The organism is Guptibacillus hwajinpoensis (genome assembly GCF_020524165.1).
Lineage (GTDB): Bacteria > Bacillota > Bacilli > Bacillales > Guptibacillaceae > Guptibacillus > Guptibacillus hwajinpoensis_D.
Window position 1 is genome coordinate 825,799 of sequence record NZ_JAIVKU010000005.1, and the last position, 19,473, is coordinate 845,271.

19 protein-coding genes are annotated in these 19,473 nt (G+C 40.3%); 9 read left to right on the forward strand and 10 right to left on the reverse strand.

Translation table 11 applies throughout. The features are described from left to right. Positions 1 to 56: 56 nt before the first annotated feature. From LC090_RS17370 to LC090_RS17385, 4 genes are read left to right on the forward strand one after another with little or no spacing between them, the layout of a single operon-like run. A complete protein-coding gene (locus tag LC090_RS17370; RefSeq protein WP_226659266.1) occupies positions 57 to 635 on the forward strand; it encodes a TetR/AcrR family transcriptional regulator in 579 nt (192 codons plus the stop codon). 3 nt (positions 636 to 638) lie between these two features. Then, positions 639 to 1,496, forward strand: a complete 858-nt coding sequence (locus tag LC090_RS17375) for an ABC transporter ATP-binding protein (RefSeq protein ID WP_226659267.1) — start codon at positions 639 to 641, stop codon at positions 1,494 to 1,496. Continuing rightward, on the forward strand, positions 1,493 to 2,182 hold the full coding sequence (locus LC090_RS17380; RefSeq protein ID WP_226659268.1) for an ABC transporter permease: 690 nt from the start codon (positions 1,493 to 1,495) through the stop codon (positions 2,180 to 2,182). Before LC090_RS17375 ends, LC090_RS17380 begins: the two co-directional genes overlap by 4 nt. Before the next feature lies 1 nt (position 2,183). After that, a complete protein-coding gene (locus tag LC090_RS17385; protein WP_226659269.1) occupies positions 2,184 to 2,912 on the forward strand; it encodes a hypothetical protein in 729 nt (242 codons plus the stop codon). Between the two features lie 9 nt (positions 2,913 to 2,921). On the opposite strand, the gene LC090_RS17390 is transcribed toward LC090_RS17385, so the two are convergent. Then, positions 2,922 to 3,530, reverse strand: coding sequence for a TetR/AcrR family transcriptional regulator (locus LC090_RS17390; RefSeq protein ID WP_226659270.1), 609 nt, complete (start codon positions 3,528 to 3,530; stop codon positions 2,922 to 2,924). A gap of 183 nt (positions 3,531 to 3,713) precedes the next feature. Between LC090_RS17390 and LC090_RS17395 the strand changes: the two genes are divergently transcribed. Continuing rightward, complete coding sequence (locus tag LC090_RS17395; RefSeq protein ID WP_226659271.1) at positions 3,714 to 4,877, forward strand: MFS transporter; 1,164 nt, start codon at positions 3,714 to 3,716, stop codon at positions 4,875 to 4,877. A gap of 41 nt (positions 4,878 to 4,918) precedes the next feature. On the opposite strand, the gene LC090_RS17400 is transcribed toward LC090_RS17395, so the two are convergent. Next, the gene (locus LC090_RS17400) at positions 4,919 to 6,325 is read right to left on the reverse strand and encodes an MBL fold metallo-hydrolase (protein ID WP_226659272.1); all 1,407 of its coding nucleotides are present in this window, start codon (positions 6,323 to 6,325) and stop codon (positions 4,919 to 4,921) included. A 218-nt stretch (positions 6,326 to 6,543) separates the two neighbouring features. Here LC090_RS17400 and LC090_RS17405 point away from each other — a divergent pair, with 218 nt between their 5' ends. The 3 genes from LC090_RS17405 (at position 6,544) to LC090_RS17415 (ending at position 11,190) form a co-directional block, all read left to right on the forward strand. Further along, a complete protein-coding gene (locus tag LC090_RS17405; RefSeq protein WP_226659273.1) occupies positions 6,544 to 7,023 on the forward strand; it encodes a site-2 protease family protein in 480 nt (159 codons plus the stop codon). A 351-nt stretch (positions 7,024 to 7,374) separates the two neighbouring features. After that, a complete protein-coding gene (locus LC090_RS17410) occupies positions 7,375 to 7,947 on the forward strand; it encodes a TetR/AcrR family transcriptional regulator (protein ID WP_226659274.1) in 573 nt (190 codons plus the stop codon). 75 nt (positions 7,948 to 8,022) lie between these two features. Beyond that, on the forward strand, positions 8,023 to 11,190 hold the full coding sequence (locus tag LC090_RS17415) for a bifunctional cytochrome P450/NADPH--P450 reductase (protein ID WP_226659405.1): 3,168 nt from the start codon (positions 8,023 to 8,025) through the stop codon (positions 11,188 to 11,190). A gap of 56 nt (positions 11,191 to 11,246) precedes the next feature. Here the strand turns inward: LC090_RS17415 and dhaM are convergent, their stop codons facing one another. The 5 genes from dhaM to LC090_RS17440 form a co-directional block, all read right to left on the reverse strand. Next, positions 11,247 to 11,633 carry a dihydroxyacetone kinase phosphoryl donor subunit DhaM gene (gene dhaM / locus LC090_RS17420; RefSeq protein WP_226659275.1) on the reverse strand — a complete coding sequence of 129 codons (387 nt, stop codon included), beginning with the start codon at positions 11,631 to 11,633 and terminating at the stop codon, positions 11,247 to 11,249. Further along, a complete protein-coding gene (gene dhaL / locus LC090_RS17425) occupies positions 11,633 to 12,253 on the reverse strand; it encodes a dihydroxyacetone kinase subunit DhaL (RefSeq protein WP_226659276.1) in 621 nt (206 codons plus the stop codon). Before dhaL ends, dhaM begins: the two co-directional genes overlap by 1 nt. 12 nt (positions 12,254 to 12,265) lie before the next feature. Next, positions 12,266 to 13,264, reverse strand: coding sequence for a dihydroxyacetone kinase subunit DhaK (gene dhaK, locus LC090_RS17430; protein ID WP_226659277.1), 999 nt, complete (start codon positions 13,262 to 13,264; stop codon positions 12,266 to 12,268). 129 nt (positions 13,265 to 13,393) lie between these two features. Further along, positions 13,394 to 14,029, reverse strand: coding sequence for a YczE/YyaS/YitT family protein (locus LC090_RS17435; RefSeq protein ID WP_226659278.1), 636 nt, complete (start codon positions 14,027 to 14,029; stop codon positions 13,394 to 13,396). Positions 14,030 to 14,306: 277 nt separating this feature from the next. Continuing rightward, positions 14,307 to 15,119, reverse strand: coding sequence for an STAS domain-containing protein (locus tag LC090_RS17440; protein WP_226659279.1), 813 nt, complete (start codon positions 15,117 to 15,119; stop codon positions 14,307 to 14,309). 339 nt (positions 15,120 to 15,458) lie between these two features. Here LC090_RS17440 and LC090_RS17445 point away from each other — a divergent pair, with 339 nt between their 5' ends. After that, positions 15,459 to 15,659, forward strand: coding sequence for a cold-shock protein (locus LC090_RS17445; RefSeq protein ID WP_098442444.1), 201 nt, complete (start codon positions 15,459 to 15,461; stop codon positions 15,657 to 15,659). A 75-nt stretch (positions 15,660 to 15,734) separates the two neighbouring features. On the opposite strand, the gene LC090_RS17450 is transcribed toward LC090_RS17445, so the two are convergent. The 3 genes from LC090_RS17450 to LC090_RS17460 all read right to left on the reverse strand — a co-directional run bounded on the left by LC090_RS17450 (position 15,735) and on the right by LC090_RS17460 (position 19,148). Next, positions 15,735 to 16,112 carry a cupin gene (locus LC090_RS17450; protein ID WP_226659280.1) on the reverse strand — a complete coding sequence of 126 codons (378 nt, stop codon included), beginning with the start codon at positions 16,110 to 16,112 and terminating at the stop codon, positions 15,735 to 15,737. A 102-nt stretch (positions 16,113 to 16,214) separates the two neighbouring features. Further along, complete coding sequence (locus tag LC090_RS17455) at positions 16,215 to 17,039, reverse strand: MBL fold metallo-hydrolase (RefSeq protein WP_226659281.1); 825 nt, start codon at positions 17,037 to 17,039, stop codon at positions 16,215 to 16,217. Positions 17,040 to 17,189: 150 nt separating this feature from the next. Continuing rightward, positions 17,190 to 19,148 (reverse strand): LTA synthase family protein, encoded by a 1,959-nt coding sequence (locus LC090_RS17460; protein ID WP_226659282.1) that lies wholly within the window; start codon positions 19,146 to 19,148, stop codon positions 17,190 to 17,192. Positions 19,149 to 19,473: the final 325 nt, after the last annotated feature.

Here is a 19,473-nt window from a genome sequence, read left to right on the forward strand (position 1 = left end):
GTTAATATGAATATAAATATAAAATATTCATACATTCATAAGAAGGAGTTTTTAACATGGCCCGAGGTTTTTCTGAACAGGAATTAAGAGAGATTCGTCAACAACTGATTGATGAAGCAAAAGAACAGTACCAAAAAAAGGGATTTAAAACCGGGATCAAAGACGTAACGGATGCAATCGGAATCGCTCCTGGATCATTTTATAAATTTTTCTCTTCTAAAGAAGAGCTTATTTTTACCATTCTCGAGAATGAAGAAGCGTCAATTAAAGCAACCTTGGCGAATGAATTCCAGCAAGTTACATCAGCAGACGAGATTGCTTCTCTCTTATTAAGAGGGATTGAGCTAGCCAGTGACAACCCTTTTATTGAGCTCATGTTGTCGCCTACTCAAATGAGCGCACTTTCTCGCAAAATACCTAAGGAACAATTTGATCGTCATATGAAACAAGACCAATTTTCAATTGAGAAGATCCTTCCCATTCAAAATCATCCTAAAAAGAAGACGATTAGTAGTGCGATACGGGCATTCTTTCTTCTTACTATGCATAAGAGGGAAATTGGGATGGACGAGTTTCAAGACACGCTTCATTTTTATGCAAGGGCACTAGCACATGAAATACTAAGGGAGGATTAGGAAATGATTAAGGTCAATCAACTAAGTTATCGTTATCCACGTTCTCACCATCAAACCTTAACTGAACTTAATTTTACTGTTCCAAAGGGAGAAATTTTCGGCTTTCTTGGACCCTCTGGAGCTGGAAAGAGTACCATTCAAAAGATTTTGATTGGTTTAATCAAAGACTACCAGGGCTCTGCGACTGTCAATGGCTATGAAATTCGTGAAACGACTTCTGATTTCTATGAGCAGATAGGGGTAGCATTTGAATTTCCAAATTTCTATTCTAAGTTTACAGCGATGGAGAACTTAAAGCTTTTCTCCAAATTTTATAATAGAAAAGGTCAGGAGCCGCTTGAACTCCTAAAGCATGTTGGTCTTGAGAACGCTGCTCACTTGAAAGCATCCTCCCTATCAAAAGGCATGAAGATGCGCTTGAATTTCGTAAGAGCACTACTCCATGATCCAGCTATACTATTTCTCGATGAACCTACGTCAGGTATTGATCCTACAAATGCACGCACGATGATTGATTATATTTTGGATTTGAAGCAACAGGGAAAAACGATCATTATCACTACCCATAACATGCACATTGCTGAGGAGATCTGTGATCGCGTGGCATTTATTGTTGAAGGGAAAGTAAAGTTAATTGATTCTCCACACAAGCTAATGAGAGAGCGAAGTAAACAGACGTTACACCTTACTTACCATAAGGAATCTGGAGGAATGTCATCACTTACACTTCCAATTACAAATCTAGCTAGCAACCAACAATTTATGAAGGTTCTAAAAAGTAATCAACTTATTTCGATGTATACGGAGGAAGCAACACTTGAGGATATTTTCATTGAAGTAACAGGGAGGGAACTGACGTGAGGATCGTGGCACAGATAAAGACAGATATTGCTTTTCAAGTCAAACATGGTTTCTATCTTGCTTATTTTATCATCGCCATTATTTATATTATTTTTCTTAGATTCATCCCATTAGACTGGAAAGAAACTGGCGCTATACTCCTTATATTCTCTGATTGTTCTTTTCTCGGATCTTTTTTCATCGGTGGCATCATTCTCCTTGAAAAAGACCAGGGAATGATCGATCAACTTCTGATCAGTCCACTTAGAATATCTGAATATATCCTTAGCAAAGCATTATCTCTTTCTTGCCTTGCCACTTTAGCAAGCTTTGTTATTTTATTTGCGAGCTTTGGTCCTTCACTTCCCTATACGTCTATCCTGTTAGCCGTGTTTGGCTGCTCTTTGTTTGCAACATTTCTTGGGATGATGATTGCCATTAACGCGAAATCTGTTAACCAATACTTGCTTATCACACCTTTATTCGTACCAATCTTTTTTCTGCCGCTCGCAAACTACTTCTCATTACCAGCTCCCTCGTTTCTCGAGTGGACGCCTAGTTATAGTACGCTGCAGCTAATAAGCGGATTTCACTCGATTTCCGATTTAGCATTTCATCTATTTATTTTAAGTAGCTGGATTTTTCTTTTCTTCTTTCTCGTCAAGTATCATTATGAACGTATTCTTTCTAAGAAAGCAGGTGTCTAATGTGGCACGTCTTTTATTTCTCTTATCTTATGATTTAAGATCAATTCAAAAAGACTTGATGACGATGATCGCCATTTTCGCACCGATTTTGATGGCACTTTTCTTTCGTTTTATCACTCCTGTTCTAAATAAAATGTTTTTTGAAGGAACATCCTTTACTTCTACTGATCAAAATCTGGTCATCGGTTTACTTCTCCTTCTCGCAACACCAGTCATGCTTGGCATCATGAGTGGATTTATCCTTCTCGATGAAAAAGATGAAGGCGTCGCCATGTCGATTGCCGTTACACCGTTTCAATTAAAAGGATATTTACTCTATCGCCTGACTTTGCCAATACTCGTTAGTCTAATACTCGCTTATCCGGTACTCTTAATTGGAGGGTTTACAGAAATCTTAACGTTACGTCTTCTGCCTTTTTTATTGTTAATTTTATTAGAAATCCCCATTATCGCCCTCTTTATGGCAAGTATGGCAGAAAATAAGGTAGAAGGCTTAGCTGCCGCAAAGGTAGTGAGTATTCTTCTTGCTATTCCAATCGCTATTTTCTTCGTTGAGCATCCAGCCATCATGCTCACTGGAATTCTTCCTCCCTACTGGCCCATAAAAGGATACCTCCTTCTCCTAGATGGATGGAATCTTTCCGCTTTCCTCATTCTTTTCATTGGCATCCTTTATCACCTTCTATTGCTTTACTCTTTACTAAAACGATATGAGCGAATGATGCGATAGGAGGACTTCCTATCGCTCTTCTTGTTTCTTAACGTGCATTTTCAATATCCCCGTAGGTCCTTTTTGATTTAACAGAATCATTTGCTCTGCCATCTCTTTTGGTGTGTAAGGCATCTCATTTTCAAGCCACCATGAAATCATTCCGGTATAGGCAGACGCAATATAACTTGCGATCACTTCACTTGGTAAGGGGAGAGGATCAAACCTTCCCTTTGCAATTCGATTGTCATAGAAATCAAAAAAGAAGCTGCGCATATGATCAAGGAAGTTCGGCATACCTTTTTTAATTAACATCACGTGAAAAAATTTATCGTATTCTGCAATGCTTGAGAAAATATGTTCTGCGATATAACGCTGAAGTTCATCAATTGGTAAATTACCAGGAGGAATTGTCAGGGCTTCACCAAAGAGCTGCCGAAGCATTTCATCAACTGTTTGAAGAAGCAATTCTTCTTTATCCTGATAATGCAAGTAAAAGGTAGCGCGGTTAACCGTTGCTTCTGTTGTAATATCTGCAATCGTGATTTTCTCATATTCTTTGACTGACATAAGGTGAATAAATCCATCCTGTAAAAGCTTTCGTGTTCGCTTAACACGTGGGTCTTCCTTCTCTCTCATGATAAATCCCCTCCAAAATCAACTTTTTATCGACGTTTATTCCTCTTTTGTCGTTTAGACTACATAACTCAATAACTTGATTATTGCTCAATTTCATGACTCTGTTACAATATTTTACGACACTTGTTGTATAAATAACAACCGTTGTTCTTTTTGAACGATTTTTATAGGAGGTTAAATGAAATGAATGAGAAGAAATTTACAAAAGCTCGGTGGATTACAATTGCAGCAACCTTTCTTGCTTTTATGGGGATCGGAATTGTGGATCCAATCCTTCCAACGATTGCCGAGCAGATTGGTGCAAACCACTGGCAAGTAGAAATGTTGTTCACCGCCTACATTTTAACAATGGCCATTATGATGATTCCTGCAGGTATTTTTGCAAGTCGCTTTGGAGATAAGCGCATGATGGTATTTGGCTTGTGTATTGTGACCGTTTTTGCGCTCCTCTGTGCGCTTTCAAACGGGATTGCAAGTCTTTCCATATTTAGAGCAGGTTGGGGCTTCGGTAACTCAATGTTCTTCGCTACTGCGATGACACTGTTAATAGCCTTATCAAAAGATCCACAAAAAGCTGTCGGCTACTATGAAGCCGCCATTGGATTAGGTATGGCAGGCGGACCACTTGTTGGTGGGATTCTTGGTGGCTATTCATGGAGATTTCCTTTCTTCGCAACATCCGTTTTAATTCTAGCTGCTTTCTGTCTTGTACTCTTTTTTGTGTTTGAACCTAATGGCAAACAAAAACGTAAACCTGTTGGCATGCATGAGTTAAAAGGATTGTTTTCTTACAAACCATTTGTTACATCCGCTCTCGCGGCGATGCTTTATTATTATGGTTTCTTCGTCGTTTTAGCGTATACACCACTGATTATCAGACTTGATGCCATTCAAATTGGATTTGTATTCTTTGGTTGGGGCCTTATGCTGGCATACGGTTCAGCGATTTTAAGTCACCAGCTTGAGAAAAAGTTTTTACCGAAAAAAATCTTACCGTATAGCTTACTAACGTTTGCTGTGTTACTTGGACTACTCTTTGTTGTTCCATCAACACCGTTACTCATCACACTTGTTATCCTATCTGGACTGGCTTCCGGGCTAAACAACGCTTTGTTTACAAGCTACGTTATGGAAGTATCGCCATACGAACGAAGCATTACTTCTGGGGGATATAACTTCCTTCGCTGGCTTGGCGCAGCCATTGCTCCTGTCTTATCAGGACTAATCGGTCAGAGTGTTTCTGCTCATGCACCGTTCCTTGTGGCAGCTGTCCTTAGTGTTGGGGGCATTGGTCTAATGGTGATGAAACCGAAACCGGCTACAATCGAAAGCGAAATGAGTGCATAGAAAAAAGAGCGTAAGGCATTAGCTTTACGCTCTTTCTTATCTTATTTTTCGATTTTATCTCCCTCTTTTTCCCACGCAGCAAAGCCACCGCTATAGTTCAAAATGTCCTTAAAGCCAAGGGACTGCAATAAACTTGTTCCAATCGCTGATCGTGTTCCTGATTGGCAGTGCACCACAACTGTTTTATCTTCTGGAATATCCTTCGCCTGATCTTCTAAATACCCAAGCATATGGTGATTGGCCCCAGGGATGTGACCCGCATTCCATTCATTTTCTTTTCGAATATCAACGACATATACATCGTCTTTGTCGTAAACATCTTTCAATTCTTCTGTTGTCACAAAGGAATAGCCTTCAAGATCATCCCATTGAGAGAGAAGTTCAGGACCAGCGTATGCTTTGATCCGATCAATGCCAATGGAGTGTAATGCTTTTACGATCTCTTCTTTTTGATCATCCTCTGCGATAAGAAGCAAGTCTCGTTCATAGTTTAGCACCCAACCTGACCAGTTCGTAAATGCTTTATTGAATGGGAGATTAATCGCTCCGTCGATATGACCATCCGCGAAATCCTGGGCCGAACGGGTATCTACGATTGTCGTCTGCCCATTTGTTGCAAGCGCACGAACTTCATCAACGCTCTCAACCTTTTCAAGTTCTTCACCTGTTAAGACGTTGGGACCTTCTTTATTTACTTTCTTCATCACTGCAAAGTAAGTCGGAGCTTCCGGCTGTTCATTTAATAGTTCTTTTACAAACGTTTCTTCCTTTTCTTCCTTCAATGCCCAGTTATTACGAAGTTCATAACCAACTGTTGATTGTGGAACAGCACCAAGTGACTTTCCACATGCGCTTCCTGCGCCGTGACCAGGCCAGACTGTTACGAATTCTGGTAGCTCTTTAAACTTTTGGAGAGATTTGAACATTGATTTCGCTCCCGTTTCAGCTGTTCCCACAGCCCCTGCTGCTTTTTCAAGCAAATCTGGACGACCAATGTCTCCTACAAATACAAAATCTCCTGTAAAAATTCCCATTGGTACTTCAGAGCCACCACCGCGATCTGTCAGTACGAACGAAATACTTTCTGGGGTATGCCCAGGGGTATGCATCACGCGAAGTTCCACGTTACCTACATGAATCATAGAACCATCTGTTACAAGTTCCACATTTAAACCATCGAGATAACCATATTTCCAGTCTTGATCACCCTCATCGGATAAGTACAGCTTTACGTCATGCTTTTCTGCTAATTGTCTTGCACCTGAGACGAAATCAGCATGAATGTGCGTCTCTGCTGCTGCTAAATGAAAGCCTTCCTTTTTCGCTGTTTCTAAATACGGTCTAACATCTCGTGCCGGATCAATTACAAGCGCTTCACCCGTTCGTTGACAGCCGATCATATAAGAATACTGAGCCAATTTCTCATCAAAAAACGTACGTAAATACATGTCTTTATCCTCCTAGAAACAGTTTTTAATTACCCCATGGGGTATATAACATTATCATAAACTTTTTTTCTTTATTCAGCAACCCTCATGCTTTTATTACTTATATCAAAAAGAAACTTCTTCATACAGGTTTGGAATTCCTTTAATCGGGAACGCTCTATCTCAGTGTACTATTTACGAAAAGAGCAATTTTTAAACGATTTTTTTGGAGGTTTTCAATGTTTACTTTAAGCGATATTCCAATGTTCTTCGTGAACTTTTTCATTATATTACCAATCATCACGCTCCTACACGAAGCTGGCCATGTTCTTATAGCAAGAGTTTTTGGAGGCAAAATCAAATTCTGTATCGGTACCGGCAAGACCATTTTTCATATTGGTCCCCTTGAAGTGAAAAAGAAATATTTTATGGAAGGTTGGTGCCAATATGAAGATTTAACCTATAACAAAACATGGGCTCACGTCGCCATTTATGCGGCCGGTAGCCTATTTAACATTATTGTTATTCTCATTCTAAACGCGCTAATTTATGCCGAAGTTCTTCCAGTGGATCTCTTTTTCTATCAATTTACTTACTTCTCGATTTATTTTATTTTCTTTTCTCTTATGCCTTATCGAAATGATGCAGGAAAACCGAGTGATGGCATGGCGATTATCGATGTTATCAGATTTGGGAAAGCTGAGGATCCAATCGACTAAGAAGATAATGAAGATGAAGGAGGCTTTTTTCTTAAGAAGCCTTTTTGTTTTGGTGAAATATAAGGTTTCATTCAAAATTATTATGGAAATAGAAGAATGAAAACGATAATAGAGGAAACTGTCGCCTATATGATGGGAGGATTGGAACGAATATCCCGAGATGAAATTGTTAGAACTTCCAATGATCTTTTCCATTTAATAGCATTACAATAGGTGAATAGACCCTCTAGTTAACAAGATCTTCAATCTTTTTAGGACCTCTGCTTTATTGTTAAGCTTTTCCAACAGGTTTAAAATGGAAAACAGGAATGAATATTCATTCCGCATGCTAAGTAAGAAAGGAAGCTGCGTATGACGACCCTGAATAAACGGGACAGTATTTTGAAAAGCGCTCTTGTGTTATTTGCCGAGCGAGGTTTTGATGCTACGACTGTGCCGATGATTGCCAATTCAGCGAATGTTGGTGCCGGCACAATCTACCGTTATTTTGAAAACAAAGAGGTGCTCGTTAACACGCTCTTTCAGGACACGGTTGCTACATTTACAAAAACGATTGAAGATCAATTCCCATATCACCAATCGACTCGTCAGCAGTTTCAACACATTTATAAAACCATGATTCTCTTTACCAATCAAAATGAGCATGCGCTTTATTTCATTAAGAAACACAGTGCCGGTCACTTTCTGGATAACCAGAGTCAAAGTGATTTCACCGAACTTCTCAATCTGTTGAAAGCTTTTTTTGATACTGGAAAGAAACAGTCAGAGATTCGCGATTTGCCTTCTGAAGCATTGATCGCCATTCTATACGGTGCTTTTCTAGAACTTCAGAATCTTGTTCGAGCAGGTGAGCTTTCCTCAGAACCTGAACTTCTTTCAAAAATTGAAGAAAGTTTATGGGATTCTGTTCGATTACATGCGTGAAGAGATCTTTCTCTTCACAACACCAAATGAATGAACGTTCATTCCGCTTTCAAATAACTATTGAGGTGATAAATGATGACCACTAAGAAATCGTTCCCACAGCCAAAAACCTATGGACCACTAGGTAATTTACCTCTTATTGATAAAGAAAAACCAATTCAGTCCTTTATGAAGCTTTCAAAAGAGCTTGGACCTATTTATCAATTCCAATTCCCCGGACGTACTAGTACGTTCGTTTCAAGTGCCTCTCTTGTTGCTGAAATAACAAATGAAAAACGCTTCGATAAAAAAGTAGGACCAGTTCTTCAAAAAGTTCGTGCTTTTGGAGGAGATGGCTTATTTACAAGTGAAACGAACGAAAAGAATTGGAAAAAAGCACATAACATCCTGCTTCCAAGTTTTAGTCAACAAGCGATGAAAGGCTATCATAATAAAATGGTCGATCTTGCCACTCAACTTATTCAGAAGTGGGCACGTCTTAATCCAGATGAAGAAATTGACGTACCCGAAGATATGACGCGGTTGACTCTTGATACAATTGGGCTTTGTGGATTTGACTTTCGCTTTAATAGCTTTTACAGAGAAACCAATCATGAATTTGTTGATGCAATGGTACGGGCATTAGATGAAGCGATGAATCAATCTCAGCGTCTAGGGGTTCAGGATAAACTGATGGTGCGCTCCAAAAAACAATTTAAAGATGATATCGACTATATGTTTTCTCTTGTCGATGGCTTAATCGCAGACCGTAAGAAGAATGGTGATCAAGGCGAGGATGATCTTTTAGCACATATGCTAAAAGGAAAAGACCCTGAAACGGGTGAACCACTTGATGATGAAAATATCCGCTTCCAAATTATCACATTCCTCATCGCTGGACATGAAACGACAAGTGGATTGCTTTCCTTTACACTTTACTATCTAATGAATAATCCAGATAAGCTTGCCAAAGCTCAAGAAGAGGTAGATCGTGTCGTTGGCGATGCTATTCCTGATTATAAGCAAGTGAAGCAGCTCAAATATGTTCGAATGATTCTAAATGAATCCCTTCGCCTATGGCCAACCGCTCCTGCCTTTTCACTTTATGCGAAGGAAGATACAACATTGAATGGAGAATACGAAGTCGAAAAAGGTGACGAGTTCACTCTCCTACTCCCAGAACTACATCGTGATAAATCCATTTGGGGCGATAATGTGGAAGATTTCGTGCCTGAACGCTTTGAAGACCCGTCTTCTATCCCACTACACGCATATAAGCCATTTGGAAATGGACAGCGCGCATGTATTGGGCAACAATTCTCACTACATGAAGCGACACTCGTCCTTGGTATGATTATTCAACACTTTGAACTGATCGATCATTCGAATTATCAACTTGATGTTAAAGAAACATTAACGCTCAAACCCGATGGTCTAAAAATGAAAGTGAAGCAACGAAAGGAATCGATTTCTTTTGCTGTACCAGCTTCTGAAGCGAATGAAAAAGAGAAAAAAACAGCGCCTGTCGCAGTTGAAAATGCGCACGGTACTCCTCTTCTCGTCTTATACGGATCTAACCTTGGCACAGCTGAAGGAATTGCCCGTGATCTGGCTGAGACAGGTCGACAACAAGGCTTTAGCACGAATGTTGCTCCACTGAACGACTATGTAAATGAGCTTCCTGAGAACGGAGCTGTTTTAATCGTCTCAGCTTCCTATAATGGAAATCCTCCTGACAATGCCGATGAGTTTGTCCAATGGCTCGAGCAGATGGAAGACGGTGCGGTGAATGGCGTTCAATATGCAGTCTTTGGTTGCGGTGACCGCAACTGGGCCAATACGTATCAACGTATTCCATCTTTCATTGATAATCAATTGTCTACAAAGGGTGCAAAGCGAATTGCAGAGACTGGATTTGGCGACGCTAGCGATGACTTTGAAGGCGATTATGAGAAATGGGAAGAGACACTTTGGCCAAATCTCGCAAATGCAATGAATATTGAACTAAATGAAAATAACTCAGAAAACAGTGCGATTTCAATGAGCTTTGTAAGTGGTGTAAGTGATACGCCTCTCGCTAGAACGCATCATGCTTTCACTGCTATTATTAATCGAAATGTTGAATTACAGCATACAGAGAGCGGTAGAAGCACGCGCCACATCGAACTTATGCTTCCTGATGGCGTTTCATACAAAGAAGGGGATCATGTCGGTATCCTTCCACAGAATAGTGATGAGATGGTTAACCGTGTTCTTGATCGCTTCTCACTTAATGGTCAGGATCACGTACTACTAACTGGGGATTCAGGGAAAGCAGCGCATCTTCCTACGGACAAACCAGTGAAACTCCAGGAGCTCCTTTCTTCTTATGTAGAGCTTCAAGAACCAGCCACTCGTTCACAAATACGTGCGCTAGCGGCACATACAGTGTGTCCACCTCATGTTGTCGAGCTCGAGCAATTACTTGAAGACACCACATATAAAAAAGAAGTGCTTGAGAAGCGCGTGACCATGCTCGAACTCGTTGAGCACTATATGGCTTGTGAGATTCCATTTGAACGATTCATTGCCCTGCTTCCACCATTGAAAGCTCGTTATTATTCAATTTCAAGTTCTCCACTCTATAAAGAACGAGAAGCAAGCATGACGGTTAGTGTCGTTCGTGACCCAGCATGGAATGGAAAGGGAGAGTACAAAGGTGTTGCTTCGAACTACCTGGCAACGCGAGAATTTGGTGACAAAGTAGCCTGCTTTATCAATACGCCACAATCCAACTTCCAGCTTCCAGAAGATCCAGAAACACCAATGGTCTTAATTGGACCTGGAACAGGTATTGCACCATTTAGAGGATTCATTCAAGCCCGCCGGGAATTAAGCAACCAGGGCAACGAGCTTGGTGCAGCTCACCTTTACTTCGGCTGCCGTAATCCTGAACATGATTACTTATATCAGGAAGAGCTTGAACAGGCTGAAAAAGATGGACTTGTTACCCTTCATACAGCCTTTTCACGTTGCCCTGGACAGAAAAAAACATATGTTCAGCACCTTGTATCTGAGAACGCGAAAGATGTCATCCCACTATTAAAAGATGGTGGACGCTTATACGTTTGTGGCGATGGTAGTCATATGGCTCCTGAAGTAGAGCAAACGATTATTACAAGCTATCAATCGATGTATGAAACAACTGAGCAAGAAGCGATTCAATGGCTAGAAGAACTTGAGCGAGACGGCCGATATGCGAAAGACGTATGGGCTGGCGCTTAAAATATAGAAAACAGCGCATCCTGGCGGATGCGCTGTTGTTTTATCAATTCTTCTTTTCACTGCACTTTCTTCGCAGCTTTTGCATGAACTGCAGATTCCACCACTTCATCTAGTGACTTGCCAAATCCTGCTTCCATCACCGCACTATAGGCGCCCTCAATCAATGGCGCATCTGCAATCTTAACGGAATGTGACTCCTCTAATAAATCGATTGCCATCTCTGCATTCATGACTGAGCTTCCGAAATCCACGAGAATAACGACGCCATCCCCATGGTCCGCCTTTTCAATAGCTGTCTGAATTTTAATAGCACTCGTTCCCATATCCCCATCATCTGTTCCTCCAGCATCGATCACAGTGACTTCAGGCTGAGCTTCATCAAGCATCTTTTTTAATCCCTTTGAAATATCAGGACTATGTGAGACAAGGACAAGACTGACCATTAAGCTTCACCGTCCTTATCGAGTACTGTCGCAAGAGACTCTATTAAATAATAAGAAGACTGCGCCCCCGCATCCTGTTTCCCTTTTGATTTTTCTTTGTAGTAAGCGGCTCTCCCTTTCTTGGCTTCATACTCTTTTACATGCTCAAGCGCTTCCTTCGCCTTGTCGATCAAATGAGCAGATGTAAGCTCATTTCCCTTCTCTTCCATTAACTCAATTACAGGTTCAAGTAAGTCGATCATCGTCTTCTCTTCTCGATCAGCCTTCCCTCGTTTCTTCATTCCATCCACGCCAACTCGAAGACTTGAAGAAAGATCGCTGAGCTGCACTTCTGTTCCTTCTAACTGATTTCCAGCTTTCATGAAAAGAGTACCGTAAAGCGGTCCTGAAGCACCGCCTATCTTAGACAACAGACTCGTTCCAACAGCCTTCAGTACTTTCCCTGGTTCATCTGTCTCTTCATTCAGCTGTTCGACAGCAGCCTTAAAGCCTCTTGTCATGTTAAGCCCATGATCGCCATCACCAAGCACCTGGTCAAGATCAGTTAGCTGTTCTTTATTCGATTCTATCTTTTTAGCAGACTCTTTGATCCATTGTCTAGCCATCTCTGCCGTAAACATACATGATCCTCCTTAGTCGTTTATCGTCCATGCAATCGTCTGACATGGGTTTGTCACGTATTTCTTTCGTTCATTCGTTAATTTTAGAACTGTTAAAGAAGCACCTGCCATTTCAAGCGCAGTCATATAGTTGCCAACTAACGTTAATTCCGATTTAATGCCTTTTTCCTTTAAGAGATCTTGAATACGATTGTTTAGAATGTAAAGTTCCATTAATGGAGTTGCTCCCATTCCGTTCACAATGACCGCTGTTTCATCGCCTTGTTTTAGTTCTAGTTCGGGTAGTACTTCTTCTACAAGACGCTCTGCCAATTCATCTGCCGAAACCAGTCCGATCGTTTCCATTCCAGGCTCACCATGAATACCAATTCCAAGCTCCATTTCATTTTCTTTAATATCAAACCCCGGGTTTCCTGAGCCAGGAACCTGGGCTGGATGAAGCGCCGCCCCCATTGATCTCACGTTTTGAATCGCATCCTCAGCAAGCGCTTTCACTTCCTTCAATGGCTTCCCTTCTTTTGCTGCCGCCCCTGCAATTTTATGAACGAAAATAGTGCCTGCTACACCTCTTCGTCCTGTTGTATGAGTACTGTCTTCTACGGCAACATCATCATTGACAATCACTTGTTCGACAGATATGCCTTCGTCCTCTGCCATCTCAGCCGCCATTTCAAAGTTCATGACATCCCCAGTGTAATTTTTAGTGATAAGGAGAACTCCAGCCCCCTGATCAACTGCCTTAATCGCTTCTAACATCTGATCAGGTGTAGGAGACGTAAAAACTTCTCCGCTCACAGCTGCATCAAGCATACCTTCTCCAACGAAACCGGCATGTGCAGGTTCATGTCCACTTCCTCCTCCGCTAACAATACCTACTTTGTTTTCCGACAGATTTTTTCTCACTAGGACAGTTGTACCTTCCAGTCGTAGATAGGATTCGGGATGTGCTTTCACCATTCCGTCCAGCATTTGGCTTACAACGTCATCTGGTTGATTGATTATTTTCTTCATCAGTTAACCCCTCCCAGAATGGGTATACCCTTGTTTTAAAGTTCGCAAAAGTCTAAATTAAATGACAGAATACCTCTATCAAGAAAAAGACGCTTTTGCATTTGAACAAAAGCGTCTTGTGATACACATTTATAAATATTCCTCATGCGGTGCTTGCGCTGGATAAAGCATATAATACATCGGGTACGCTCTTTCATACCAGAACTGTATAATTGGGCCAAGTAGAAACACGAGCGCAATTGTCCCTATCCCAACCGGACCGCCAATTAGTAGAGCAAGAGTTGCCATCACAACTGCGACCATCGTCTGTCCCATTTGCAGACTTAGGTTGAATCTAGCACTAATGACAAGAAATAGCTGATCGAACGGGGCTCGTGGAAATTGCGGCAAAATATAAATAGCTACCCCTAAACCAATTGCAATCATCCCTAAAATCAGGACTCCCACTTTCGCCATTAGTGGGGCTGTCGTTAACTGGACTGAAGCAAAAGCGATTTCTAACCAGAAATCGAGTATAAAGCTCTCTAGAATAATTGGCAGAATTGCACCATATTCCGGTTTCTTTTTCATTAAGCTGCCATTGAGAAAAATGACAAGAATTTGAAACACCCCGTACCAAAAACCAACTGTCAGTCCGGCTAAATCTGATAACCCAATAAAAAAGGATGTCCAAAATCCAGCTCCAAGGGTTGCATGAATCACAAGCGCAACACCAAAAAAGTTTATAAACATACCTAGAAGATAAACCGTAATTCGATAAAGCATTACGACATCCTCCCTTCCTAATAAATAAAGAAAATCTTATGACATGATGCTTAGAAAAAGCATCTTGATTCCCTCTGCTAGACAATTGGACTAGAAACAAACCGTTAAGATGGCTTTGTTCTTGCTTGTGGAAGAGAGGATATAACTAAGATTTTTCGAGACCATTTTATTAGTGATTTTCTTCATCGTCAATGGATTGAATTTTTTCCGTTTTTTCAGAAAAAGTTCAAAAAAAAACTGCCCATTTGGACAGTTTTTTTCCTCCACCGTGTTGAAACTACAATATATGTCTAGCCAATGCTTGTTTTAACGTACTATGTGTTTGAATAGATGAAAAATCAATTCCAAGATGGATCATCGTTTGAGCCACTTCCGGCCTAATACCGGATAGAATCCCCTTTACTCCAAGAAGTTCAAGAGAATAAACAATGTTAAAAATATTGTTGGCAACCATAGTATCAACAATCGTGACTCCAGAAAGATCGATAAATAAATGCGTTAAGCTTTTTACAGTTGATTCTCTCAGTGCTGTTTCCATAAGAAGGCTGGCACGATGCGTGTCGATATCTCCAATAATTGGTAAGACAGCGACGCCTTCAAGGATTGGCACAACCGGAACAGATAGCTCAAGAAATACCTCTTGCGCATGACTGAGATTATTCTTATATGAGGTAACGTAAGCAGTGCTGTAGGCATAAACTGCTTGATCAAGTAACCGATCAACCAACTTACCAGCTCTAAAAACACTTTGAACCGTTTGATTCACTTCAACCGTTATGAGTTCAATAACGTCCCAAATGGCCTGCCTAAATTCTGACGTCGTTTTTAGAGATTCATCTAATTCTGAACCGTATTGAACAGCCAGATCTCCTGTCTCTCTTCCCCACTTTGTGATCCGTGGCATTGTGTCTTCTAAACCAATTAAAATTGTATCTGCACATAGCTGAACAAGCTCAGTATGTAACCTAAGGGCTTCTGCAGTACCCTCACCAGGTTTCAATAAGCTTTTTGCAATATCTAATTTTCGTGCTTCTAACTGCTTTCCAATTAATTGAACTTCTTGGGCAATTATGGATTCTTGAACTGGCATCTCTTTTACCTCCGCTGATAAATCGAATCTCTATTCTATCATAGAGGAACGCATTTCATTTTACATTAAATATTTTCACTTCGCTTTATTAGAATCAGGAATAAACGCTAACAAAAGTGACAATCAACTTCAGTCCACTTTCTATTTTAAAAGCAAAAAAAACAGGATTTTTCAGAAGAGGTTTGCTTTTTTTGGGAGACGTGTTATACTAAGGTTAATTATTGTTGTTCGGTACTGATTATTAAAGAGCAGGCTACTTTAGGAAGTACTTACATCTCAAATGATTATGTAGAGCAGGAATAGTAATATTTGTGCAAAATGCACTTGGAGGATACACACATGAATAAAGGTACAGTAAAATGGTTTAACGCAGAAAAAGGTTTTGGCTTCATCGAAGTTGAAGGCGGAGACGACGTATTCGTACATTTCTCAGCTATTCAAGGCGAAGGTTTCAAAACTCTTGAAGAAGGTCAAACAGTTACTTTTGACACTGAGCAAGGTAACCGCGGACCACAAGCTACTAACGTAGTTAAAGCGTAAATCATATTAAAAAAGCTCTTCCCCGGTGGAAGAGCTTTTTTGTGTTCTTATCTCCAACTGTGTTATTCATTACGATTAAACTTCCTCTTGTGCTTCTGATTTTTCTTTTTCAACCAAAAACAAATCCGGGTCAAATTCACCTTCAATCGCAATGGCCGTTAACCCTTTTTCAGACGTCGTTTCATGCCATTCATCTTTATTCCAAAACACAGCATCTCCTTCTTTTACTTTTACTAACTCATTCTCTTCTCCTCTTACCAGGCCTTCTCCACTTATGATTAATAATAATTGCGGTGTCACTGCCTGGTGAAAGCCTATAAGTCCCTCTTTATCCAGGTACATGGCGCCAATATGTACACTTGATTCAGTTTGAGTAATACGAGACATGACAAACTGCGATCCGAATTTTGTTATTTCTTTTCCAGCCGATCGACTATAATTGTAAATTCTCATCTCTTATCCTCTCCTCTTTTAACTGTATTCGATTATGAAAAGCTCTTTCCCTTCTCCTTCTTCTTCAAAACAACACCCCCTTTTTTAAAGGAGGTGTTGTTTTTACGTTTGAAAAAGCGTGCCTTCAAGCGCTTTAAGATAGCGTACAGCTGAACGCTGGACAGCTTGATCTGCGTTAGACTTGACGACACGATGAAAGGCGTTATAAAGGCGAGCAAACTTCAGCAGCTTGACCTTATGAGCCATTTCCTTCACTTTACTAGCAGGAAGAGGTATTAAATTAGGATAGCTATACATGAAACTCACCCACTCCTGATCCGCAACAACCTGAATAATATCACCGGTTAACAGTAAGCCCTGCCCTTCATTACCTTCTTTCACATGAAGTACTGCGCCACCCTGAAAGTGTCCTCCAAGACGATGAATGGTTAAGCCAGGGGCAAGCTCCCACGACTCACCATGCCAGAATATCATTCTTTCACTCTCTCTCATCACCCATTTTGTATCGTCTTCATGGATGTAGATTGGGACATTAAAGACTTCAGCCCATTCTACTTGAGAAGAATAATAATGAGGATGCGAAAGAGCAATAGCATCAATCCCTCCAATCTCATTAATCGCTTGAATTGTATCTTCATCAAGATAGGAAATGCAGTCCCATAACACATTAAATCCATTACTCTGCACCAGATACGCTGTTTGGCCAATCGCGAAGGTCGGGGCTGTCGTGATACTATATAATCCTGGTTGTTCTTCAATCACTTGATTCTGAAACGGTTTGTTTTGCATTTCCACAAGCGTCGTCCATTCCTGCCCATCCGGATTTACATATTGTCTTTCTTCTTTACAAATCAGGCAACTACTTGGGTTGGATTCCATTTCCTCGTACTGAGTTCCACATGTGATGCATATTGGTCGTTTCATCATGATCTCCTCACTTCCTATTTATATGGAAATGATACCCTATAAATCTATTAACTACCACCAAACATTGTCTCATCTCTCTCTACAACTTTAGATGTAAAATGGTCTTATTTGACTAAAAAAAAGCATCCCGCGAGGCGGGATGCTTTGTCTTTATTTCTGTTCTTTTTCTTGTGCAGGATCCTCTTGAGTCGGTTCTACCTGGTCAACTGTATAGTTGTAATCATTACGATCAACTGGAGTAAATCCTTCAGGTTCGTAGAAGCGGAGCAAGTCACCATAAACGACTTTGTCTGAAAGTTCGAGTGACTCTTTTGCAAATTGTCCTGCCTGCTCACATTTCTCTGCATCCACTTTTTCACCGGTCGGATTAGCATAACATTTCTCGTTAACTGACGTAACCTCTGGGGTCACGAAATCCCCATTACGGAATGGCACGATTTCACGGTGATCTTCTGATAGAAGATCGGAACCAAATGAGATGTAATCATCTGTTTCAACACCAAGTAGGTGAAGCACAGTATCACGAACATCCATGTGACCACCATATTTATGCACTTGCTTCCCTTCTACACCAGGTGCCGTAATGAATAACGGTACGCGCTGAAGTTGAGCATTTTCGTAAGGACCTACTTCTTCACCCATTACTTCTGACATAGCTGTATTGTGGTTATTTGAGATACCATAATGATCCCCATACATCACAATCACAGTGTTGTCATAAAGCCCTGATTCTTTCAAATCATTAAAGAATTGTTCAATGGATTCATCCATGTATTTTGCCGTTTGGAAGTAACCATTTACAACTGAATCATTCGTTTCAGGGGTTGGGAAATCAACATCACCTTCGTCCATTGTAAACGGAAAGTGGTTTGATAAAGTCAACATTTTCGCATGAAACGGTTGTTCAAGACTTTCAAGATATGGAATCGATTGTTTAAAGAACGGCTTATCTTTTAAACCATAATTATGAACGTCTTCTTCATTCATATCATAGTAGCTTGAATCAAAGAATTTCTGAATACCGAATGATTTATACATTTCATCACGGTTCCAGAACGTTTTACCATTACCGTGTAGGGATGCCGTTGAATACCCTTTTTGTTCCAAAATAGCTGGCTGCGCCTGATAGGTGTTACGCGCTTTTTCCATCGCTACTGATCCACTTGGGAGTGGATAGAGTGAGTTTGCCATCATGAATTCAGCATCCGATGTTTTCCCCTGTCCAACCTGATGGAAGATATTATCGAAATAAAACGTATTTTTATCTTCAATAAGACTGTTTAAGAATGGAGTAACTTCTTGACCATCAACTTCTTTTCCAATCACAAAGTTTTGAAGCGATTCAAGGGAAATATAAATAACATTCATTCCCTCAGCCTTACCAAAATACTCTGGATTTGGCTCTGTACGGTTTGCTTCAACGAAGTTTCGAACATCCGTTAGGTCATCACTGCTTGCAAATGCACTTTGAGAGCTAGACTTAACAGTAGTGACAACATCAAAAATTTGATAATTAAACTGTCCAATATACTTCACAAGATACGTACGATCAAAAGCACGTGTGAGAAGTTCAGGACGATCTGCTTCAGCAAGGCCAAGGTTCACGGTAAAGAAAACGGCTGCTGATGCAAATACGAGCGCAATCTTCTTCTTCTTGATCGCTACTTGAGGTTTAACCACTTTAAAGAGAATTAATCCGAGAATTAGCAGCGTGTCAATAAAATAGAACGCATCTGAGAAATGCATCAATGCAAACGCACTGTCTTTCAATTCACCGGCGTCATTTGTGTGCATGACGGTTGGAAGTGTAATAAAGTCATTAAAGAAACGATAGTACACAACATTTGCATAAAGAATAAATGAAAGGATAAAATCAATAATTAGAATAGCCCACGCCCGTTTGCGCCCTTTAAAGAATAGCGCAAATCCAAAGAATAGAAGCAAAGAACTAATCGGATTTAATACTAATAGGAACGACTGCATACTATTTTGAATTCCTAAATCAAATTCAGTTTGATAGACGGCATACGTTTTTAACCAGAATAATAGAATGACTCCAAAGAACAATGTCCATGGCTTATTAATCTGACTGCTTAATTTGTTTCGCATGTCAGTTGTAAACCTCCTTGTAAATTGTAAAATACGTTTAAGAATATATTTTAAATGTAAAAATGTTAATTTTGTTTAAATCCTAATACTTGAGTATAATACTCCCTAAAAAATTTAATGTCAAATTTCATATAAAGGGTGTCCAATTCCTCGTCTATTCATGAAAACGTTCTTTTAATACTGTCGTAAAGTTGCTCCATGAATCGTAACCTTCCTGTTAAAGAATAGAGAAAATAAGGAAAGAACCAGGGGATAACTAGGAATGTAACGAAAAACCCTCTCATCATTTACCTTTTCTTCACAGCTTCTAAACATTGATTACATA

What these genes read in the sequence shown, in the direction of transcription:
- LC090_RS17435 (WP_226659278.1), bottom strand. Translation starts at nt 14,029, where the DNA reads ATGCTTTATCGAATTACGGTTTATCTTCTAGGTATGTTTATAAACTTT.
- dhaM (WP_226659275.1), bottom strand. Translation starts at nt 11,633, where the DNA reads ATGGTCAGTCTTGTCCTTGTCTCACATAGTCCTGATATTTCAAAGGGA.
- LC090_RS17375 (WP_226659267.1), top strand. Translation starts at nt 639, where the DNA reads ATGATTAAGGTCAATCAACTAAGTTATCGTTATCCACGTTCTCACCAT.
- LC090_RS17455 (WP_226659281.1), bottom strand. Translation starts at nt 17,039, where the DNA reads ATGATGAAACGACCAATATGCATCACATGTGGAACTCAGTACGAGGAA.
- LC090_RS17405 (WP_226659273.1), top strand. Translation starts at nt 6,544, where the DNA reads ATGTTTACTTTAAGCGATATTCCAATGTTCTTCGTGAACTTTTTCATT.
- LC090_RS17440 (WP_226659279.1), bottom strand. Translation starts at nt 15,119, where the DNA reads ATGCCAGTTCAAGAATCCATAATTGCCCAAGAAGTTCAATTAATTGGA.
- LC090_RS17410 (WP_226659274.1), top strand. Translation starts at nt 7,375, where the DNA reads ATGACGACCCTGAATAAACGGGACAGTATTTTGAAAAGCGCTCTTGTG.
- LC090_RS17415 (WP_226659405.1), top strand. Translation starts at nt 8,023, where the DNA reads ATGACCACTAAGAAATCGTTCCCACAGCCAAAAACCTATGGACCACTA.
- LC090_RS17390 (WP_226659270.1), bottom strand. Translation starts at nt 3,530, where the DNA reads ATGAGAGAGAAGGAAGACCCACGTGTTAAGCGAACACGAAAGCTTTTA.
- LC090_RS17445 (WP_098442444.1), top strand. Translation starts at nt 15,459, where the DNA reads ATGAATAAAGGTACAGTAAAATGGTTTAACGCAGAAAAAGGTTTTGGC.
- dhaL (WP_226659276.1), bottom strand. Translation starts at nt 12,253, where the DNA reads ATGTTTACGGCAGAGATGGCTAGACAATGGATCAAAGAGTCTGCTAAA.
- LC090_RS17395 (WP_226659271.1), top strand. Translation starts at nt 3,714, where the DNA reads ATGAATGAGAAGAAATTTACAAAAGCTCGGTGGATTACAATTGCAGCA.
- LC090_RS17370 (WP_226659266.1), top strand. Translation starts at nt 57, where the DNA reads ATGGCCCGAGGTTTTTCTGAACAGGAATTAAGAGAGATTCGTCAACAA.
- LC090_RS17460 (WP_226659282.1), bottom strand. Translation starts at nt 19,148, where the DNA reads ATGCGAAACAAATTAAGCAGTCAGATTAATAAGCCATGGACATTGTTC.
- LC090_RS17400 (WP_226659272.1), bottom strand. Translation starts at nt 6,325, where the DNA reads ATGTATTTACGTACGTTTTTTGATGAGAAATTGGCTCAGTATTCTTAT.
- dhaK (WP_226659277.1), bottom strand. Translation starts at nt 13,264, where the DNA reads ATGAAGAAAATAATCAATCAACCAGATGACGTTGTAAGCCAAATGCTG.
- LC090_RS17450 (WP_226659280.1), bottom strand. Translation starts at nt 16,112, where the DNA reads ATGAGAATTTACAATTATAGTCGATCGGCTGGAAAAGAAATAACAAAA.